Raw genomic sequence first — 18,782 nt, forward strand, 5'->3', positions numbered from 1 at the left:
CAACGGACAGTGGTGGCGCCGCACCTAGGCGGCGCACCGATCAGTTCGCGTTCCACGAACAGCGACCGCCCGGACCGGCGGTCGTTTTCTGCTTTCGAGGCGACCCCGGCCGGTGATGACCACCCGACCGTAGAGCGCCCCGAAGGACCGGCCGTGAAGCCCAGTGACGCCCAGAACAGCACTTACAGCACCCCCGCCGGAGTGAGGGTCCACCGCAGCGCCACCCCGTGCGACCCCGAGATCCTCACCGAACTCGTCAGCTCCGTCGAGTTCCGTCGAGGCGGTGTGCTCTCCTCGGGAATGGAGTATCCCGGCCGCTACGACCGCTGGCACCTGGGCTACGTCGACCCCTGCCTGGAGGTCGCCACCCGAGGGCGAGGGGTCACCGCCACCGCCCTCAACGAGCGGGGCCGTGTCCTGCTCCCCGTCGTGGACCAGGCGCTGCGCACCGCCGGAGAGGTCGTGGCCGCCGGCCCCGATCAGGTCACCGTGACCGTGCCCGAATCCGACCCGGGTGAGTTCTTCACCGAGGAGGAACGAAGCCGCCGGCCCAGCGTCTTCACCGCCGTGCGCGCCCTCCTGGACGCCCTGCGCAGCCCCGAGGACACCAACCTCGGCCTCTACGGCGCCTTCGGCTACGACCTCGCCTTCCAGTTCGAACACATCGAACGGCACATCGACCGCGACCCCGGCGACCGCGACCTGGTCCTGCACCTGCCCGACGCCATCGTGGTCCGCGACCGCAAGCGCGAGACCTGCGTGCGCTACACCTACGAGTTCACCGTCCCGGCCCAGGGGGATCGGCCCGAGGCCACCACCGAGGGTCTGCCCCGGACCACCGAACCCACCCCGCCGGTGGTGGCCACCGAGGTGCCCGCCGGACCCGAACCCGGCTCCTACGCCGAGATCGTGGCCCAGGCCAAGAAGCGCTTCCGTCGCGGCGACCTGTTCGAGGTGGTGCCCGGCCACCGGACCTACGCCCGCTGCTCCTCCCCGGCCCGCTTCTACGAGAACCTGCGCGAGCGCAACCCCGCCCCCTACGAGTTCTTCTTCAACCTGGGCGAGGGCGAGTACCTGGTGGGCGCCTCCCCGGAGATGTTCGTACGGGTCAGCGGCGAACCCGGAACCGGTCAGAGGGTGGAGACCTGCCCCATCTCCGGCACCATCCGACGTGGCGATGACGCCCTGGGCGACGCCGAGAACATCCAGGAACTGCTCTCCTCGGTCAAGGAGAAGTCCGAGCTGACCATGTGCACCGACGTGGACCGCAACGACAAGTCACGGGTGTGCGAGCCGGGCAGCGTCAAGGTGATCGGCCGGCGGCAGATCGAGATGTACTCGCGCCTGATCCACACCGTCGACCACATCGAGGGCACCCTGCGCCGGGAGTTCGACGCGCTGGACGCCTTCCTCACCCACATGTGGGCGGTCACCGTCACCGGCGCGCCCAAGACCTGGGCGATGCGTTTCATCGAACAGCACGAGACCAGTCCTCGCCGCTGGTACGGCGGGGCCGTCGGCGTGCTCAACTTCGACGGTTCGATGAACACCGGACTCACCTTGCGCACCGCCCACATCCGCGACGGGGTGGCCGCTGTGCGGGTCGGCGCGACCCTGCTGTACGACTCCGACCCCGAGGCCGAGGAGAAGGAGACCTTCCTCAAGGCCCGCGCCCTGATGGAGACCCTCGCCCAGGGCGAGGAGGAGGACGCCAGGGACTCCCGGCCCCCGACGGTCGTCGAGGAATCCGAGCCCGCTCCGCTGCCGGGCGCCGGCATGCGCGTGCTGCTGGTCGACCACGAGGACTCCTTCGTCAACACCCTGGCCGACTACGTGCGCCGCCACGGCGCCGAGGTCACCACCCTCCGCTACGGGTTCGACCACGCCCTGCTGGACCGCCTGGCCCCCGACCTGGTCGTCCTCTCGCCCGGGCCCGGGCTGCCCGAGGACTTCGCGATGAACGACCTGCTCGACGCCCTGACCGCGCGAGGGCTGCCCGTGTTCGGCGTGTGCCTGGGTCTCCAAGGCATGGTCGAACACGCCGGTGGTGAGCTGAGCACCCTGGACGCCCCCGTGCACGGCAAGCCCGGCCGGGTCGAGGTCCTGGGCGGGGAGCTGCTGGCGGGTCGGGGCGAGGGCGGCCGGTTCCAGGCGGCCCGTTATCACTCGACCTACACCGTGCCCGAGGCGGTGAAGCACTTCGAGGTGACCGCCGTCCTCGATGGAGAGGAGGGTGAGCCGCCGGTCGTCATGGCGATCGAGGATCGTGCGGCGCGTTGGTACGCCGTGCAGTTCCACCCCGAGTCCATCCTCAGCGCGGCGGTCGGTGAGGGCATCGTCTCCCGCGTTCTGGAACTCGCGCGGCGCTGACCGGGCCCGGCCGCCGAAACGAGCGGTCCGCGCGTGAAGGACCTCCCGCGTGCGGACCGCCTCTCACCTGCTTGGGGAACGATCATGACCGAGACCTTGCCGTGAACGAAGTTTGACCTACTCGTTAGCGGACAGGGGTTGCGTATGAGTATTTTGCTACTGATTCTCGGGATCATCCTTATCGTCGCCGGTGTGCTGGGCCTCCTGCGCGGGCAGCTCCTCTGGGGCATCGTCCTCATCGTCGTCGGGGTGATCCTCTCACCCGGCGGTTTCGTCCTCGGCCTCTAACGAACGGCCGAATCCTTCCAACGAGCACTGTTTCCCGACGAGACCGGCGAGGGGTCGGGTGTCCGACACGCGCACGAGCGTGGTCGAACACCCGACCCCTCGATTGTGTCCGCACCCTCGCACGGGAGGCAGGCCCTACCCCTGAGCCGGACGTGTACCCTCGTGGGAGGCCGATCGGCCCAACCCCATCGCGTGTACCGTTCCCCGATCAGATCCCCGGGTCACGGGATCGAAGCGTGCCATGGGTCGGGGGAAATGCGAGGAGAGGTTGCTGTGAAGAAGGTCGATCCCCAGGTCCGACTGGTCGCGCGTCCGCAGGTGGACTACGAGGCCATCACCGACTACCTCAAGGAGGTCGGAGGCGAGGCGTGGATCGAGCGGTTCGACCGAGGTGATCTCGACGCCCACCTCAACGACCCCCAGAACCTCGCGGAGTTCGCCGGGCGTCTGTGCTACCGCTCCTGGGAACCGGGGCTCAACCCCAACGTCACCCGGGTGCGCAAGGACCAGGACCAGTACCTGGGCAACCTGCTGGCCAGCCTGCACGGCTCGGTGCTCGAACACATCAGCTTCAGCTTCGTGCTGCACAACGTCTCGCGTGTGCTCACCCACGAACTCATCCGCCACCGTCCCGGTGTCGCGGTCTCCCAGGAGTCTCTGCGCTTCGTGCGCCTGACCGACCTGCCGTTCTGGTTCCCGGACTGGGCCGAGGAGGATCCCGAGCTGATGGAGCGCGCCACGACGATGCTCCAGCAGATGGAGGAGTTCCAGTTCTGGATGGCCGAGCACTTCGGCCTGGACGACGAGGGCGTGAAGTTCGCCGAGAAGAAGCACAAGACGTCGTTCATGCGTCGCTTCGCCCCCGAGGGCGTGGCCACCGGCCTGGTGTGGACCGCCAACGTGCGCACCCTGCGGCACACCCTGGAGGCCCGCACCGCCCCCGGTGCGGAAGAGGAGATTCGCCTGCTTTTCCACCTCATCGGTGAGACACTGAAGGAGGAGGCCCCCGCGCTGTTCGGCGACTACGTCGTCGAGGACGGTGCGTGGGTGCCTCAGTGGCGCAAGGTCTGATGGACCTTCCATGACCGCCCGCCCCGGCCTCTGCCCGGGGCGGGCTCCTTTCGTCGTACGGCGTCGGAGCCCGACCGCCGGCGCGGGTCAAGGGGTGACCGTGTTCCCGACGAGTGCCGCCACGCCTGGGCCCCTCCGAGGGCCGCTTGTGCTCGACGCGTCCACGACCCCGTCCCGGCCCAGGGAAGGTCAACGAGGCCCCGGGCGAGGGTCAATGATTCCCGGTCCGCGCCAATAGCAGGGGTGGATTTGGTTGGAACTCGCATAAGTCCTGGTGAGAGTATTCGTAGCGGCTTCTGGCGCGGGTAGGGGGCGGGGGCGACCGAAAGGCGAACAGCCCCGCCACCCGCGAACCAGGAAGGGGTTGCGCAGTGACCAGCGAACTCGTACCGGAGAACCTCATCGGGCATCACGTACTCGACCCGGAAGGGAACAACGTCGGGAAGATCAAACAGGTCTTCCTCGACGACCGCACTGGGGAGCCCAGCTGGGTGTCGGTCCACACAGGACTCTTCGGAATGAAGGAGACCCTGGTGCCGCTCCAGGGAGCACGCCCGAAGGCGGAGGACATTCAGATCCCCTACGACAAGGCGACGGTCAAGGACGCTCCGCAGGTGGAGGCCGACCGTCACGTCGCCCCTGAGGACGAAGCGCTCGTCCGTGACTACTTCGCCAAGCACGGCGGGGTGCCCCGCCAGAGCGGGGGAGAGACCGACGACATGACCGGGCCGCCGATCGCGGGCGAGAGGCGGCCCGGGACCGACGAGGCCAGGGTCCAGGAGACCGACTCCTGGACCGGGGAAGACGACACGGTCGGCCGTGCCCGTTCGGGTGAACGCCTCGGTGGTCCGGTCGATCCCGAGGCCGAGGACGTCTCGATGATCCGGCACGAGGAGCAGGTGGACATCGGCGTCGAACGCCGAGAGAGCGGACAAGCGCGGATGCGCCGATACGTGGACACCGAGCGCTTCGAGGAGACCGTTCCGGTGCACCACGACGAGTTGGAAGTGGAGCGTCGGCCGATCACCGACCCCTCCCAGGTGACCGACGAGGGTGACCTGGAGGAGGGTGAGCAGAGCTTCACGCTCTACGAGGAGCGTCCGGTGGTCTCCAAGAAGAACGTGCCGGTGGAGGAGGTCCACGTCCGCAAGCGCGACGTCTCCCATGAGGAGCACGTCGAGGGCGAGGTCCGCAAGGAACGGTTCGAGATCGATGGGGAGGAGGGCACGCCGCCCTCCGACCGCGAGTGATCGAAAGCGCCACCGTGCGCCGGGTGCCTTCGGGCGCCCGGCGCACCGCTTTTGTGCGGGGCCCGGTACCGGCGAGACGAAAGGAAACCGAAAGCCTTGCGCACTAGGTTTCCTGAACGAGGGGTGTCGGGGACGGACGACACCTCCTGGTCAGTCCCTCCCCGAGGCCCGCCGCCTCGGGGAGGGGGTACCTCTCGGGCGGTGGCCGGTGGAGAGCGCCGGCCACCGTCATCCCTTCGCCGATCGTCCACCCGGGCCCTTTCGGGGTGTCCTCCCAGGTCGGAGCCGGACGTGAGCTTAGGCTCACACTTGTCGGCCGCCGACAGGAGCAGGGGGAACACGATGACCGAGGACGTGAACGGGGAGAGCGCCCGAGAAGAGGTCACCGGCGAGGAGGCGGCCGGGCGCGAGGCCGCACCCGAGCCGCGTGGTCGTGACTCCGAACCCGGCCGCGGACACACCCTCGTCCTGGGGGCCGGCATGTCCGGACTGGCGGCCGCCGACCGACTCGCCGAACAGGGGGAGCGGGTCACCGTACTGGAGGCCCGTGCCCGTACCGGCGGACGGATCCACTCCGTGCACACCTGGGGCGGAGCGGCCCTGGACGTCGGCGCCTCCTGGATGCGGGGGGAGGAGAACAACCCGCTCTCCCGCCTGGTCCGGGAGGCCGGCGCGCGTACGGCGACCTTCAACCGGGCCACCGAGACCGCCTACGACCCCAAGGGGCGCCGCCTCCTCTTCGACCGACATCGGCGCAACATGGAGGACGTCAACCTCCTCCACGAGCACATGTACTGGACCACGGTCGGCGCCGGCCGGGAGGAGTCCATGGAGCAGGGGATCGACCACGCCCTCTACGACGTCAACCTGGTCCGTGCACGCGCCCGCGACGCAGCGGAGATCGTGCACCGCATCGCCGAGGCCGAACACGGGGCCGACGCCGAGGAGATCGCCTTCACGGCGGTCTCCGCCGGCCACGAGTTCAGCGGCGACGACGTCGTCTTCCCCGACGGGATGGGCCGGCTCACCGACCACCTGGCCCGCGGGCTGGACGTGCGCTTGGAGCACGTCGTGCTGTCGGTGGACCACGGTGAGGACGGCGTCCGGGTCCGAGCGGACACCCCGGATGGAGAGGAGACCCTCACCGCCGACCGTGTCCTGGTGACCCTGCCGCTGGGTGTCCTGCAGGCCGGCCAGGTCGACTTCGACCCGCCACTGCCCGAGGACAAACGCGAGTCGTTGGGGAGCCTGGGCAACGGCCGCTTGGAGAAGCTGTTCCTGCGCTTCGACGAGGTCTTCTGGGGCGACGCCGAGGTGATCGTGCACCTGGGGACCGAGGAGGGCACCTGGTTCCACTGGTACTCGGGACAGAACGTGTTCGGCGTACCGGTCCTGGTCTGCCGCAACGGTGGCAACGCGGCGCGCTTCTTGGCGGGCAAGGAGGACGCCGAGGTGGTCGAGCACGCGATGGAGTCGCTGCGCGGCATGTTCAAGAAGGCGCCGGACCCGGTCGACCACTACCTGACGCACTGGATGGACGACCCGTTCGCGCGAGGAGGGTTCTCCTTCACCGCGGTCGGCTCCGGTGACCAGGACCGGATCACGTTGAGCGACCCGATCGGGGAACGCGTGTTCTTCGCGGGGGAGGCCACCATCGTGGAGCACAGCGCCACGGTGCACGGCGCGTTGCTGTCCGGGCTGCGGGAGGCCGAGCGCATCCTGTCCCTGGACTGATCCCCCCGGCGGGAGGTTGTGCCCGGTGACGGGCGGGTAGTGCGATTTCACGGGTCGCGCACCCCTTCTACCAGGGGAGTCGTGCGTGCGGGGCCGGCGGTGTCATTCATCGAACAGCGAACGGGGGCCACGATGGGGACCGAACACGGTGTCGAGGGTCTGAAGGCGATTCTGGGCCAAGTGCCCTTTCCCGCGGACAAGGAACACATCCTGGACCGGGCCGCTTCTCTGGGCGCCGACGACGAGATCATGCGGGCACTGAGGGCGATGCCCCCGGTCGACTACGACCGACCCGACGACGTCCTGCGGTCGGTGCCGATGGACGAGTCCGACACGGACTCGCGCAAGGAGTCCGACCGGGCCCGGCAGCGTCGAGAACACACCAAACCCGGGCTTTCCGAGACGATGAAGGACACCGGGCCGGTGAACCCGATCGAGGAGGAGACCGGGGAGAACCGCAAGTCCTGAGCGGGCAGGGGCGGCGGGGTCCACGGTCGCACCTGGTGACGCGTTCGTGGGGAGAAGAACCCGAACCGGAAGATGAGTTCGTACAGGCTACGATTGGCGGGCGGCCGTTTCGCCGGGTCACGGGACATCGACGGAACGCGTTGCGGCGGGAACGGAAGATCCCGCCCGTTATCGTGGTCGCCATGGGGCGATCCGCGCAAGAAGGCAGACACGAGGCGGGGGGCAGTGTGGCCGGCCCGGTGGTCACCGACCGCATCTGGACGGTTCCCAACCTGTTGAGCATGCTCCGGTTGTTGGGCGTTCCGCTGTTCCTGTGGCTCGTCCTGGGGCCCGAGGCCGATTGGTGGGCACTGCTCGTGCTCGCCTTCGCCGGGATCAGCGACTGGCTGGACGGCAAGATCGCCCGGGCCTGGAACCAGGCCTCCAAGTTGGGTCAGTTCCTCGACCCGGCCGCCGACCGGCTCTACATCTTCGCGGCGCTGCTGGGCCTGGTCGTCCGCGGGATCGTGCCGTGGTGGTTGATGGCCATCCTGGTCCTGCGCGACGTCCTCATCCTGGGTGCCCTGCCGCTGCTACGCCACTTCGGCTACGGGCCGCTCCCGGTGAACTTCGCGGGCAAGGCCGCGACCCTGTGCCTGTTGTACTCGTTCCCGCTGTTGTTCGTGGCCGAGTACGCGTCCATCGTGGGAGATGTGGCCAAAATTGTAGGTTGGGCGTTCGCGCTCTGGGGAACGGCTCTTTACTGGTGGGCCGGATTGCTCTACGCGGTACAGGGACTACGCCTGATCGGACAGTCCCGCCGTGCCGAACGCGCTGATCACGAGGGTGTGAGAACGGGAGACCCGGACAGCGACGAAGGGCACGGCAGGTTCACGGAACGGGATGATCCGACCGCACCGGCGACCGTCGACGGTGAATCCGGGGCGGCGCCCGAGGGCTCGGAGAGACCGAGCCGTCAGGACCGGGACGGTAACGGGTCCTGATCCGTGACACCGGCGGGCCGGCTCACCTGAGTCCTGTCGGATCGAAAGGGAGTGTCGTCTCCGTCATGAGAACATGTCCCACCGCGCGCGCCGGTGCGCGCTCCGAAGAACACGCATCCCCCATCGCCCCCCACGGCCCGGCCGTTCGGGGGGATCGGGGATGAGCACACCCAACGAAGAGCCCGAGCCCACCACGCCTCCGATGAAGGCCGTCGTGATGGCGGGCGGCGAGGGTACCCGTCTGCGCCCGATGACGGCCAACCAACCCAAACCGCTCCTACCGGTGGTCAACAAGCCCATCATGGAGCACGTCCTGCGCCTGCTGCGCAAGCACGGGTTCACCGAGACGGTCGTCACCGTCCAGTTTCTGGCCACGCTCATTCGCAACTACTTCGGTGACGGCGAAGAGCTCGGCATGAAGCTCCACTACGTCGCCGAGGAGGTCCCCCTCGGGACCGCCGGCAGCGTCAAGAACGCGGAGGAACACCTACGCGGCGAGCCGTTCATCGTCATCTCCGGTGACGCGCTCACCGACATCGACCTCACCGACATGCTCCGCTTCCACCGTGAACGCGGAGCCAAGGTCACCATCGCCCTGAAGCGGGTACCCAACCCGCTGGAGTTCGGCATCATCATCGTCGACGAGCAGGGCCGCATCCAGCGGTTCCTGGAAAAACCCACCTGGGGACAGGTCTTCTCCGACACCGTCAACACCGGCATCTACATCATGGAACCGGAGGTGTTGGAGAGAGTCGCCTCCGGGGAGGTGGTCGACTGGTCCGGTGACGTGTTCCCCGAACTACTGGCCGAGGGAGAACCCCTCTACGGGTACGTCGCCGACGGCTACTGGGAGGACGTGGGCACCCACGAGAGCTACCTGAGCGCCCAGGCCGACGTGCTCTCGGGCAAGGTGGACGTCGACATCGACGGCTTCGAGGTCTCCCCGGGGGTGTGGGTCGGTGAGGGCTCCGAGGTCAGCTCCGAGGCCGTCCTCAAGGGGCCCCTCTACATCGGCGACTACGCCAAGGTCGAGGCCGGCGCGGAACTGCGCGAGTACACCGTGGTCGGCAGCAACGCCGTGGTCCGCGCGGAGGCCTTCGCGCACCGCACCGTGCTCCACGACAACGTGTTCATCGGTCGTGGCGCCAACCTGCGCGGCACCGTGATCGGCAAGAACACCGACGTCATGGCGGCGGTGCGGATCGAGGAGGGCGCGGTCATCGGTGAGGACTGCGTCATCGAGTCCGAGGCCTACCTGCACAACGACGTCAAGGTCTACCCGTTCAAGACCATCGAGGCCGGAGCGGTGGTCAGCACCAACGTCGTCTGGGAGTCACGGGGCCAACGTTCCCTGTTCGGTCCCCGCGGTGTGTCCGGCCTGATCAACGTCGAGATCACCCCCGAACTCGCGGTCCGGTTGGCCAACGCCTACGCCACCACCCTCAAGAAGGGTGCGATGGTCACGACCTCCCGCGACGTCTCGCGCGCCGCGCGCACGCTCAAGAGGGCCATCATCAGCGCACTCACCGCGGCCGCCATCGAGGTGCGCGACCTGGAGGTGGTACCGCTGCCGGTGGCGCGCTTCCACACCTCCCAGAGCGGTGTCAGCGGCGGCATCGTCGTGCGCACCAGCCCGGGGGACCCCGAGTCGGTCGACATCATCTTCCTGGACGGTGAGGGGGCCGACCTGTCACCGGGCGCTCAGCGCAAACTCGACCGGGTCTTCTCCCGGGCCGAGTACCGGCGCGCCTTCCCCGGGGAGATCGGCGAGTTGACCTTCGCCGCCCGCAACATCGAGAACTACTCCCACGACCTCCTACGATCCGTGGACACCTCCGGGGTGGCCGAGGCGGAGCTGAAGGTGGTCGTGGACTGCGCGGGCGGCACGGGTTCACTCATCCTGCCCTCGTTGCTGGGCCGGATCGGCGTCGACGTGCTCACCGTCAACAACCGCCTGGACGAGGCCTCGCCCGCCGACACGGTCGCCAAGAAGATGCGCGACCTGGAACGTCTGGGCGAATTGGTGTCGGGTTCGGGAGCGGACTTCGGTGTGCGTTTCGACCCGGTCGCCGAACGCCTCTCGATCGTGGACGAGAACGGCGAGCTGATCGACGACGACCGCGCGTTGCTGGTGGTGCTGGACCTGGTGGCCGCCGAACGCGGTGCGGGCAAGGTGGCGCTGCCGGTGACCACCACCAGGGTGGCCGAGCGCGTGGCCGGCGCCCACGGTGTCGAGGTGCGTTGGACGGCCACCGCCACCCACGAGCTCACCAAGGCGGTCCGTGCCGAGGGTGACGCCATCATCTTCGCCGGTGACGGCCGGGGCGGGTTCGTCCTTCCCGAGTTCGGCTCCACCGGTGACGGCATCGCGGCGTTCGTGCGGCTGCTGGGTCTGGTGGCGCGGACCCGTCGCCCGATCGTGGAGATCGACCGGGCGATCCCTCAGGCGCACCTGTTGCGCCGTTCGGTGCCCACCCCATGGGCGGTCAAGGGCAGCGTCATGCGCGCGGTCGTGGAGGCCGCGCAGGACCGGGAACTGGACACCACCGACGGCGTCCGCGTGATCGAGTCGGACGGAAGCTGGGCGCTGGTCCTCCCGGACACCGCCGAAGCCGTGACCCATCTTTGGGCCGAAGGTCCTGATTCGGACAAGGCTCAGGCTCTGTTGGACGAATGGGCCTCCGTCGTGGAGCGTGCGGAGGGCTGAACCGGCAGGTCGTGGGCGTGGCCGGCGGTGGCCGGTCACGCCCACGGGCTTCGGTCCGTCCATCGGCCGGGCGGAATCGCCCGGCAGGGCGGTCGAGTGGACGAATCGAGCGGAAGCCCAGGTGAGTCCACGGGTTGGAGGCCGACGAAAATCCACTCCGCGTTCAACAGAACCAAACCACTCGGACGGGCATCTGCCCCAGAACAGGCGTTGACCTCTTCCAAGGTCCGGTGTGGTGGTGCCCCGGGTGCCGACTCCACCGAGTCCGTCGCACGCCCGTGTCACGGGGCCGCGTGGCGGGCCATGGGGGAGCGAAACCCTGTCTGGACAGGGATATGGTTTAAAGTCGAGTGTTCCCTGAAGCATCTCGTCACCACCGACACAAGGGGTTCCGGCAACGGCGGACGTCCGTCGGGGTGACAAGGGGCAGAACATAGGGGATGAGACCTAGCGACCGACCGTGTGGGACGATCCGTTGCCGCGAAAGCGGAACGTCTCACCGTGTTCCGGACGTTGAGCGGGCACAGTGTCCGTCCGGCGACCGGAGCGCGCCACCGATCAGCCGAATCAAGCACCGCCCCGTGCGGTAGGAGGCCGAGCCGACCTATGTCGAGCGTTTACTGCACGCAGTGCGGTCACGCCGTTGCGGATGATGCCCGTTTCTGCTCCCACTGTGGAACTCCCCTCCGCAGGGCCGACCAGCAGAGCCCGCCGTCCAACACGGGCGGGGAGTCCGGTGGCGGGGACGTCACCTCCACCATCTCCATCTCCGGGATCCAAGCCCTGGAGGACGAGGAAGCGGGTGAGGATCTCGGCGGCGACGACCCCGCCAGTGCCGATGCGTTGCCCCCGGGCACCGCGCTACTCGTGGTCCGACGTGGCCCCAACGCCGGAAGTCGTTTCCTGCTGGACAGCGACGTGACCACCGCCGGGCGCCATCCCAACAGCGACATCTTCTTGGACGACGTCACAGTCTCCCGACGCCACGTGGAGTTCTTCCGCAGGGGCAACGGGTTCGGGGTCCGTGACGTCGGTAGTCTCAACGGCACCTACGTCAACCGGGAACCGGTGGACGAGGCCGAGCTGGGTGGTGGGGACGAGATTCAGATCGGCAAGTTCCGGATGATCCTGCTGACCAAGCCCCGCCGATGACGAATCGGTGACCACGGTCGACGGGGGGTGGGAGGGCCGAAGAGGTTTGCGGCCCTCCACCTCCGGAGAGCTTTGTAACGAAGGGTGCCGATTTCGCCCTCGGGTCCTGATCCAACGGGGGAGCAGGGACGAGCGCCCAGCCGGCATGACGACTCGTGGGACGGAGACGCTGTGAAACACATGGAGGTCGTCGGCGTCCGGGTTGAGATGCCCTCGAACCAACCGATTGTCCTGCTCAAGGAATCCGAGGGTGACCGCTACCTGCCGATCTGGATCGGTGGGGTGGAGGCCACCGCCATCGCCTTGGCCCAACAAGGGGTCGCGCCCGCTCGACCTCTCACGCACGACCTGTTCCGGGACGTGCTCGACGCCCTGGAGACCGGCCTGGAAACGGTACGGATCACGGGGCTGAGCGATGGCATCTTCTACGCCGAACTGGTCTTCAGCAATGGTGTCGAGGTCAGCGCACGCCCCTCCGACTCCATCGCTCTGGCCCTGCGGACCGGAACTCCGATCTACGCGCACGAGGACGTGATCGAAGAGGCGGGGATGCCGATCCCCGACGAGCAGGAGGACCAGGTCGAGGCCTTCAGGGAGTTCCTGGACAACATCTCGCCCGAGGACTTCGGTCGACGCAGTACCTGAGAGACACAAGGGGGCCGGGCCCGCGCACGGCGTGGGCCCCTCTTCCTTGCCCGAGCCGGACCATCGGCCCATGAGGTTGAGGACACGGCTGTGACCTGCGACTTCGTTATCGGGGTCAGTGGTAGATTGGGATGAGGGAATGGACGCGGCGACCACAACCGAAAAGGCCTGGTCTCCTCGGGGCACCGGACGTGTCGGTGGGTCGGAGCCGTCACCGCGCGTACTTGGCGACGCGCCGGGCGGCCTCGTTGACGCTGCCTTGGCGCCGCCCTACCGTCAGTGCTGTGGAACCCACGGCGCGCCCATTCCCTGAGTGGACCTTCCCCTGTCGATGCCGCCGTGGGACGAGAAGCCGGAGGTCGGCGTGGCGGTAGCGAGCGGCAAGCGGGATCCCCATGACAGGCGGTCCGCGCTGCGGCTAGCGGGGCAGCAGGGCCTACTGTGCGAAGAGGACGTGATGGCGCTGCCTATGGACGTCGGGTATCGGGGCCCAGCGGCGTGTACGGCCGCAGGGATCACCTATCGACAGCTCGACTACTGGGCCCGAACCGGCCTGGTGGAGCCGAGTGTGCGCACGGGAGCCGAAAACGCCCCGCTGTACAGCCTTCCGGACATCCTGCTGCTGAAGGTGGCCAAGCGTCTCCTGGACACCGGGATCTCCCTGCAGCAGATCCGCACGGCCGTCGACCACCTGCGCGGCCGGCCCGCCGGGGAGTTGGCCCGTATCACCCTGATGAGCGACGGTGTGAGCGTCTACGAGTGCACCTCCCCCGACGAGGTCGTCGACCTGATGCAGCGTGGCCAGGGCATGTTCGGGTTGGCGTTGGCGAACGTGGCCCGTGAGCTGGAGGAGGCCCTGGGCGTCGTCCCGGCGGAGGCCCGTGCCGACCTTCCCACCCCCGACCCCCGACCCGTCGACGAACTGGCCCGTCGGCGACGTGAACGCCGCACCGGCTGAGAGCGGTGCGAAGGTGCGCCCTGGCTCCTCGTGCCGGAGCCCGATCGAGTACCTTCGTAACCACAACGGGGGCGAAAGCCGACATTTCTCCCTGCTTGGATACATGTACAGAGCGTCAGCAGGCTTTTGATATCGCGCGGGAGAGACCCCGACGCTACGGGGCGCCGACGGGGCAATACTCCCCAGTAACCTCTCAGGCACCATGGACCGCGCGAAGGAGGCCGCTCTGGAGCCGGCACCGTCGTGCCCGGTGACAGAGGGGGAGACCGTGAGGAACACCGCCGATCGAATCGGCCCTGTCACCAGGAGGTCTCCGTGACTGACCCGTCGAACGCCTCGACCACGGGCGCACCCGCCCGGGTCTTCGCCGACCGGCACATCGGCCCCACACCCACCGAGACGGCGGAGATGCTCAAGACCGTGGGCTACGGTTCCACGACCGAGCTCATGAGCGCCGCCGTGCCCGAGTCCATCCTCACCGGCCCCGGGCAGAGCGCCCCGTTGGCCCTGCCCGAGGCCGCAGGAGAGGCCGAGGCCCTGGCCGAGCTACGGGAACTGGCCGGCCGCAACCGTCCCCACACCACACTCATCGGTCTGGGCTACTACGACACGTTCACCCCGCCGGTCATCCTGCGCAACATCATGGAGAACCCGGCCTGGTACACCGCGTACACGCCCTACCAGCCGGAGATCTCCCAGGGCCGGTTGGAGGCCCTCCTCAACTTCCAGACCGCGGTCTCGGACCTGACGGGTCTGCCCATCACCGGCGCCTCGCTGCTGGACGAGGCGACCGCCGCGGCCGAGGCCATGACCCTGGCCCGACGCGCCTCCAAGATCAAGAGCGACGTCTTCGTCGTGGACGCCGACGTCTTCCCCCAGACCCTGCAGGTGTTGCGCACCCGAGCAGAGCCCCTGGACATCGAGGTCGTCGTCGCCGACCTGACCAAGGGCCTGCCCGAGGGCGAGGCCTTCGGCGTCCTGGTGCAGTACCCGGCCTCCAGCGGTGCGGTCCGCGACCCGAGCGCGGTCATCGAGCAGGCGCACGAGCGCGGTGCGCTGGCCGTGGTCGCCGCCGACATCCTCGCCCTGACCCTGCTGCGCAGCCCCGGTGAACTGGGCGCGGACATCGCGGTGGGTTCCACCCAGCGCTTCGGTGTGCCGCTCGGCTTCGGCGGCCCGCACGCCGGTTACATGTCCGTGGGGGAGAAGCTGCGCCGGCAGCTGCCCGGTCGTCTGGTCGGAGTGTCCGTCGACAACGTCGGCAGACCCGCCTACCGTCTGGCCCTACAGACCCGCGAGCAGCACATCCGCCGGGAGAAGGCCACCAGCAACATCTGCACCGCCCAGGTGCTGCTGGCGATCATGGCCGGCATGTACGCCGTCTACCACGGCCCCGACGGGTTGCGGGCCATCGCCCGTCAGGTGCACACCCGCACCGCGTCCCTGGCCGACGCGCTCACCAAGCGCGGCTTCGAGGTGGTCCACGGGGCGTACTTCGACACCCTGCGCGTGCGCGTGCCCAGTGCCGACCGCGTCGTGGAGCGGGCCCTGGAGTCCGGGATCAACCTGCTCGCCACCGACCAGCACACGGTCGGTCTGAGCGTGGACGAGACCACCGGCGTGGACACCCTCGGCCAGGTCCTGGCCGCCTTCGGTGAGGCCGACCGTGGCGCCGAGCGCGGACCGGTGGCGGTGGACGAGTCCGCCGACCGCCTGCCCGCGAACCTGACGCGCGGCGTCGACTACCTCACCCACGAGGTCTTCAACACCCACCGCAGCGAGACCTCGCTGCTGCGCTACATGCGCCGGCTGGCCGACCGGGACCTGGCGCTGGACCGCACGATGATCCCGCTGGGTTCGTGCACCATGAAGCTCAACGCCACCGCCGAGATGGAGTCCATCACCTGGCCCGAGTTCGCCGGGCTGCACCCGTTCGCCCCGATGGACCAGGCGGCCGGCAGCGTGGCGCTCATCCGCGACCTGGAGGCCTGGCTGGTCGAGGTCACCGGCTACGACGCGGTGTCGCTGCAACCCAACGCCGGTTCCCAGGGTGAGCTCGCCGGTCTGCTCGCCATCCGCGGGTACCACCGCTCGCGCGGGGAGGCCCACCGGGACGTGTGCCTGATCCCCAGCTCGGCGCACGGCACCAACGCCGCCAGCGCCGTCATGGCGGGCATGCGTGTGGCCGTGGTGGCCTGTGACGACGACGGCAACGTCGACCTGGACGACCTGCGAGCCAAGACCGACAAGCATCGTGGGGAGCTGGCGGCCATCATGGTCACCTACCCCTCCACCGCGGGTGTGTACGAGGACACCATCACCGAGGTGTGCCGCCTGGTGCACGAGGCCGGCGGCCAGGTCTACGTAGACGGGGCCAACCTGAACGCGCTGGTGGGCTGGGCCAAGCCGGGCGAGTTCGGCGCCGACGTCAGCCACCTGAACCTGCACAAGACCTTCTGTATCCCGCACGGTGGCGGTGGTCCGGGAGTGGGCCCGGTCGCGGTCCGTTCGCACCTGGCGGGCTTCCTGCCCAACCACCCGGGTCAACCGGGGGCCGGTCCGCACACCGGGGTCGGTCCCGTCTCGGCTGCGCCGTTCGGTTCGGCGGGCATCCTGCCGATCTCCTGGGCGTACGTGCGCATGATGGGGGAGAAGGGGCTGCGTTCGGCCACCGAGACCGCGGTGCTGTCGGCCAACTACGTCGCCAAGCGCCTGGAACCCTACTACCCGGTCCTGTACACCGGTGCGGGCGGCCTGGTGGCGCACGAGTGCATCATCGACATCCGTCCGTTGCAGAAGGCCGGCGGCATCAGCAACGAGGACGTCGCCAAGCGGTTGATGGACTACGGCTTCCACGCGCCGACCATGTCCTTCCCGGTCAACGGCACGCTCATGGTGGAGCCGACCGAGAGCGAGAACCTCGCCGAGCTGGAGCGGTTCATCCAGGCGATGATCGCCATTCGCGGTGAGATCGACAAGGTCGCCAAGGGGGAGTGGGACGCCGAGGACAACCCGCTGCGGGGTGCCCCGCACACCGCGGAGGCGCTGACCGCCGACGAGTGGGACCGCGGCTACACGCGCTCGGAGGCCGCCTACCCGCTGCCGTCGCTGCGTCAGGACAAGTACTGGCCGCCGGTCGGTCGGATCGACCAGGCCTACGGTGACCGCAACCTGGTCTGCTCCTGCCCGCCGCCGGAGGCCTTCGAGCTCTGAGGGTGGTGAGCGGGGCGTCGGCTTCGGCCGGTGCCCCGCTCTTTTCGGACAACTGAGAATCTACGTCGTAAAGGTGCCGATTCGAAGAAAGCGACACGCGACATCCACCACCAGGACGCCGCTCTGGCCATCGGCCGGCAGGTTAGAGTTACGGCGAGCAGAACACTCGCGCCGCCCACCGCGCGACCCTCGCCCCCACGGAAAGCCGCACACCATGACCACGACGTCCGGATCTTCCGCACGCCCTGGACCCTCCGACCCGCCGCCCCAGGCCACCGACCCCGAAGACGTCGAGGACACCGGAATCGGTGGCGGGGATGCCGCCGACCTGTGCGATCAGGCCCGCGACCTGGCCGAGAACGGGCACTTGAAACGCGCCGCCAAGCTCTACCAGCGGGCGGTCGCCGCCGACCCGCGTCCCAGGGTACGGGCGCGGGCCCTGCTGGGGCTGGCCGTGGTCCAGGACCAGCGCGGTGACCTGGCCGCGGCGCGAGAGGCAGCCCGTCGGGCGCTGTCCACCGGCGACTCCCGTTACGCGCCCCGCGCCGCCTACCACCTGGCACTTTCCCTGGAACAGGAGGGCTCGCACGGTGAGGCCGCCCGGGTGTGGGAACGACTGCTGGGTCTGGGCGGGGCGGCCTACGGTGCGGTGGCCCGCTACGGGTTGGCGCGAGAGGCCGAACTGCGGGGTGAGCACACCGAGGCGGAGGAGCACTGGGAGGCCGCTCTGGAACTGCCGCCCGAAGGCGAACCGATGAGCCGTCTGCACGCCACCACGGTCCAGGACGCCGCCAGGGACCTGGCGGGGCGCTTGTTGGACCGAGGACGGGTGGAGGACGCCTCCGTGGCGGTCGAGCGCGGTCTGGCGGTGGGAGACGATCCGGGTCTGCGTCTGCTGCGCTCCGCCACCCACCTGGAGCGGGCCATCGCCGACGTCGCCGCGGTCGCCGATCCGGGCACCGCCGACGAGCGGGCACACCCGCAGGCACGCACATCGGGCGCCGCGGTCGAGCTCCTGGCCGGATTGTTGGCCCTGCGAGGCGAACCGGACGAGGCGGCCCGGGCCTGGCGTACCGGGTTGGAGAGCCCGGACGCGCAGACCGCAGAGGAAGTGCGGTGGCGATTGCGCCGCTCCTTCGCCCAAGCCGGGGACGAGGACGGCGAGGAGGCGGCCGAACCCTGGTGGGAGGGGTACCTGGAGGAGGCCGTGGCGACCTCCAGCGCTTCCATGCTCGCAGGGGAGCTCTTCGCGACGGTGACTCGGATGCACGCCCTGTTGGCGGTGCCGGTGGTGGAGGGCGAGTCACGCCCGGCCGCGCTGCGCGCCGCCATGGAGCAGGCCCTGCGTACCCCGAGCGAACTGGTGTGGGGCTCGGACGTTCACGCGGACTTCCGGCGGCGGCTCGCCGAGGCGATGGGGGAGGACGTGCTTCCCGAGGGTTGGCCGGACGGTCCCTGACCGGTTCGCGCGCACGTCACCGCCCGGGATTTCGCGGTTCCCGGGCGGGAGAGGTCGAGAGTTCGGAGGATCGGTTCTTCGGTGGGTGCCACGCGAGTCGGTGGAAATCGTGGCCGGGCACCGGTCGAGACCGGTGGTCGGTCGCTTCAGGCCGCGACGCGGGGGCGGTGTGGTGCCACGACCGCCCCGTCGGGGAGGAGCTCACCGGTGTCGTCGAAGAGGACGACGCCGTTGCAGAGCAGGCTCCATCCCTGTTCGGGGTGGCTGGAGACGACCCGGGCCGCCTCGCGGTCGGTTTCCTCGGCGGTGGGGCAGGAAGGCTTGTGGCTGCACATGGAATGGACCCTTTCGGTCGTGTGCCGGTTGAGGCCAACAGTAGTGGCTGACATCACATGATGTTGTCGGTTTAGGCCGATGGCAATGGTGCCGTTCCGCTCTTGTTCGCTCTCAACAGGTGAGACTCTCCCCCCGGCGGGCCGGTTCT

General features: G+C 69.0%; 14 protein-coding genes and 1 riboswitch. Of the genes, 13 read left to right on the plus strand and 1 reads right to left on the minus strand.

Annotated elements, in window-relative coordinates:
* Window positions 1–153 precede the first annotated feature (153 nt).
* The 13 genes from NLI01S_RS09955 (at window position 154) to NLI01S_RS10010 (ending at window position 18,298) form a co-directional block, all read left to right on the plus strand.
* The gene (locus NLI01S_RS09955; RefSeq protein WP_067602730.1) at window positions 154–2,370 is read left to right on the plus strand and encodes an anthranilate synthase component I; all 2,217 of its coding nucleotides are present in this window, start codon (window positions 154–156) and stop codon (window positions 2,368–2,370) included.
* A gap of 144 nt (window positions 2,371–2,514) precedes the next feature.
* On the plus strand, window positions 2,515–2,658 hold the full coding sequence (locus NLI01S_RS25995; protein ID WP_190318421.1) for a GPGG-motif small membrane protein: 144 nt from the start codon (window positions 2,515–2,517) through the stop codon (window positions 2,656–2,658).
* 273 nt (window positions 2,659–2,931) lie between these two features.
* Window positions 2,932–3,729, plus strand: a complete 798-nt coding sequence (gene thyX, locus NLI01S_RS09960) for an FAD-dependent thymidylate synthase (RefSeq protein WP_067602733.1) — start codon at window positions 2,932–2,934, stop codon at window positions 3,727–3,729.
* Between the two features lie 371 nt (window positions 3,730–4,100).
* Complete coding sequence (locus NLI01S_RS09965) at window positions 4,101–4,979, plus strand: PRC and DUF2382 domain-containing protein (RefSeq protein WP_067602736.1); 879 nt, start codon at window positions 4,101–4,103, stop codon at window positions 4,977–4,979.
* Between the two features lie 342 nt (window positions 4,980–5,321).
* Window positions 5,322–6,713: a flavin monoamine oxidase family protein gene (locus tag NLI01S_RS09970; protein ID WP_067602739.1), complete on the plus strand. Its 1,392-nt coding sequence runs from the start codon at window positions 5,322–5,324 to the stop codon at window positions 6,711–6,713.
* 132 nt (window positions 6,714–6,845) lie between these two features.
* Window positions 6,846–7,181, plus strand: a complete 336-nt coding sequence (locus NLI01S_RS09975; protein ID WP_067602742.1) for a DUF2795 domain-containing protein — start codon at window positions 6,846–6,848, stop codon at window positions 7,179–7,181.
* Window positions 7,182–7,408: 227 nt separating this feature from the next.
* Complete coding sequence (locus NLI01S_RS09980; protein ID WP_067602746.1) at window positions 7,409–8,164, plus strand: CDP-alcohol phosphatidyltransferase family protein; 756 nt, start codon at window positions 7,409–7,411, stop codon at window positions 8,162–8,164.
* 202 nt (window positions 8,165–8,366) lie between these two features.
* Entirely contained in the window at window positions 8,367–10,871 is a 2,505-nt protein-coding gene (locus NLI01S_RS09985) for a mannose-1-phosphate guanyltransferase (RefSeq protein ID WP_067602749.1), read from the plus strand.
* A gap of 606 nt (window positions 10,872–11,477) precedes the next feature.
* Complete coding sequence (locus tag NLI01S_RS09990; protein ID WP_067602752.1) at window positions 11,478–12,023, plus strand: FHA domain-containing protein; 546 nt, start codon at window positions 11,478–11,480, stop codon at window positions 12,021–12,023.
* Between the two features lie 171 nt (window positions 12,024–12,194).
* Complete coding sequence (locus NLI01S_RS09995) at window positions 12,195–12,668, plus strand: bifunctional nuclease family protein (protein ID WP_067602755.1); 474 nt, start codon at window positions 12,195–12,197, stop codon at window positions 12,666–12,668.
* Window positions 12,669–13,137: 469 nt separating this feature from the next.
* Window positions 13,138–13,626 carry a MerR family transcriptional regulator gene (locus NLI01S_RS10000; protein ID WP_084392452.1) on the plus strand — a complete coding sequence of 163 codons (489 nt, stop codon included), beginning with the start codon at window positions 13,138–13,140 and terminating at the stop codon, window positions 13,624–13,626.
* Between the two features lie 127 nt (window positions 13,627–13,753).
* Window positions 13,754–13,846: riboswitch (glycine riboswitch) on the plus strand.
* Between the two features lie 95 nt (window positions 13,847–13,941).
* A complete protein-coding gene (gcvP, locus tag NLI01S_RS10005) occupies window positions 13,942–16,839 on the plus strand; it encodes an aminomethyl-transferring glycine dehydrogenase (protein WP_067602758.1) in 2,898 nt (965 codons plus the stop codon).
* 214 nt (window positions 16,840–17,053) lie between these two features.
* The gene (locus tag NLI01S_RS10010; RefSeq protein ID WP_067602761.1) at window positions 17,054–18,298 is read left to right on the plus strand and encodes a tetratricopeptide repeat protein; all 1,245 of its coding nucleotides are present in this window, start codon (window positions 17,054–17,056) and stop codon (window positions 18,296–18,298) included.
* 146 nt (window positions 18,299–18,444) lie between these two features.
* Here the strand turns inward: NLI01S_RS10010 and NLI01S_RS10015 are convergent, their stop codons facing one another.
* The gene (locus NLI01S_RS10015) at window positions 18,445–18,633 is read right to left on the minus strand and encodes a DUF5999 family protein (RefSeq protein ID WP_067602763.1); all 189 of its coding nucleotides are present in this window, start codon (window positions 18,631–18,633) and stop codon (window positions 18,445–18,447) included.
* Between the last annotated feature and the right edge of the window lie 149 nt (window positions 18,634–18,782).

The organism is Nocardiopsis listeri NBRC 13360 (assembly GCF_001570765.1).
Taxonomy (GTDB): domain Bacteria; phylum Actinomycetota; class Actinomycetes; order Streptosporangiales; family Streptosporangiaceae; genus Nocardiopsis; species Nocardiopsis listeri.

Coding starts and splice junctions, on each gene's coding strand:
- NLI01S_RS09975 (WP_067602742.1), top strand. CDS start 6,846: ATGGGGACCGAACACGGTGTCGAGGGTCTGAAGGCGATTCTGGGCCAA.
- NLI01S_RS09990 (WP_067602752.1), top strand. CDS start 11,478: ATGTCGAGCGTTTACTGCACGCAGTGCGGTCACGCCGTTGCGGATGAT.
- NLI01S_RS10015 (WP_067602763.1), bottom strand. CDS start 18,633: ATGTGCAGCCACAAGCCTTCCTGCCCCACCGCCGAGGAAACCGACCGC.
- NLI01S_RS10000 (WP_084392452.1), top strand. CDS start 13,138: ATGGACGTCGGGTATCGGGGCCCAGCGGCGTGTACGGCCGCAGGGATC.
- NLI01S_RS09970 (WP_067602739.1), top strand. CDS start 5,322: ATGACCGAGGACGTGAACGGGGAGAGCGCCCGAGAAGAGGTCACCGGC.
- NLI01S_RS09985 (WP_067602749.1), top strand. CDS start 8,367: ATGAAGGCCGTCGTGATGGCGGGCGGCGAGGGTACCCGTCTGCGCCCG.
- NLI01S_RS25995 (WP_190318421.1), top strand. CDS start 2,515: ATGAGTATTTTGCTACTGATTCTCGGGATCATCCTTATCGTCGCCGGT.
- NLI01S_RS10010 (WP_067602761.1), top strand. CDS start 17,054: ATGACCACGACGTCCGGATCTTCCGCACGCCCTGGACCCTCCGACCCG.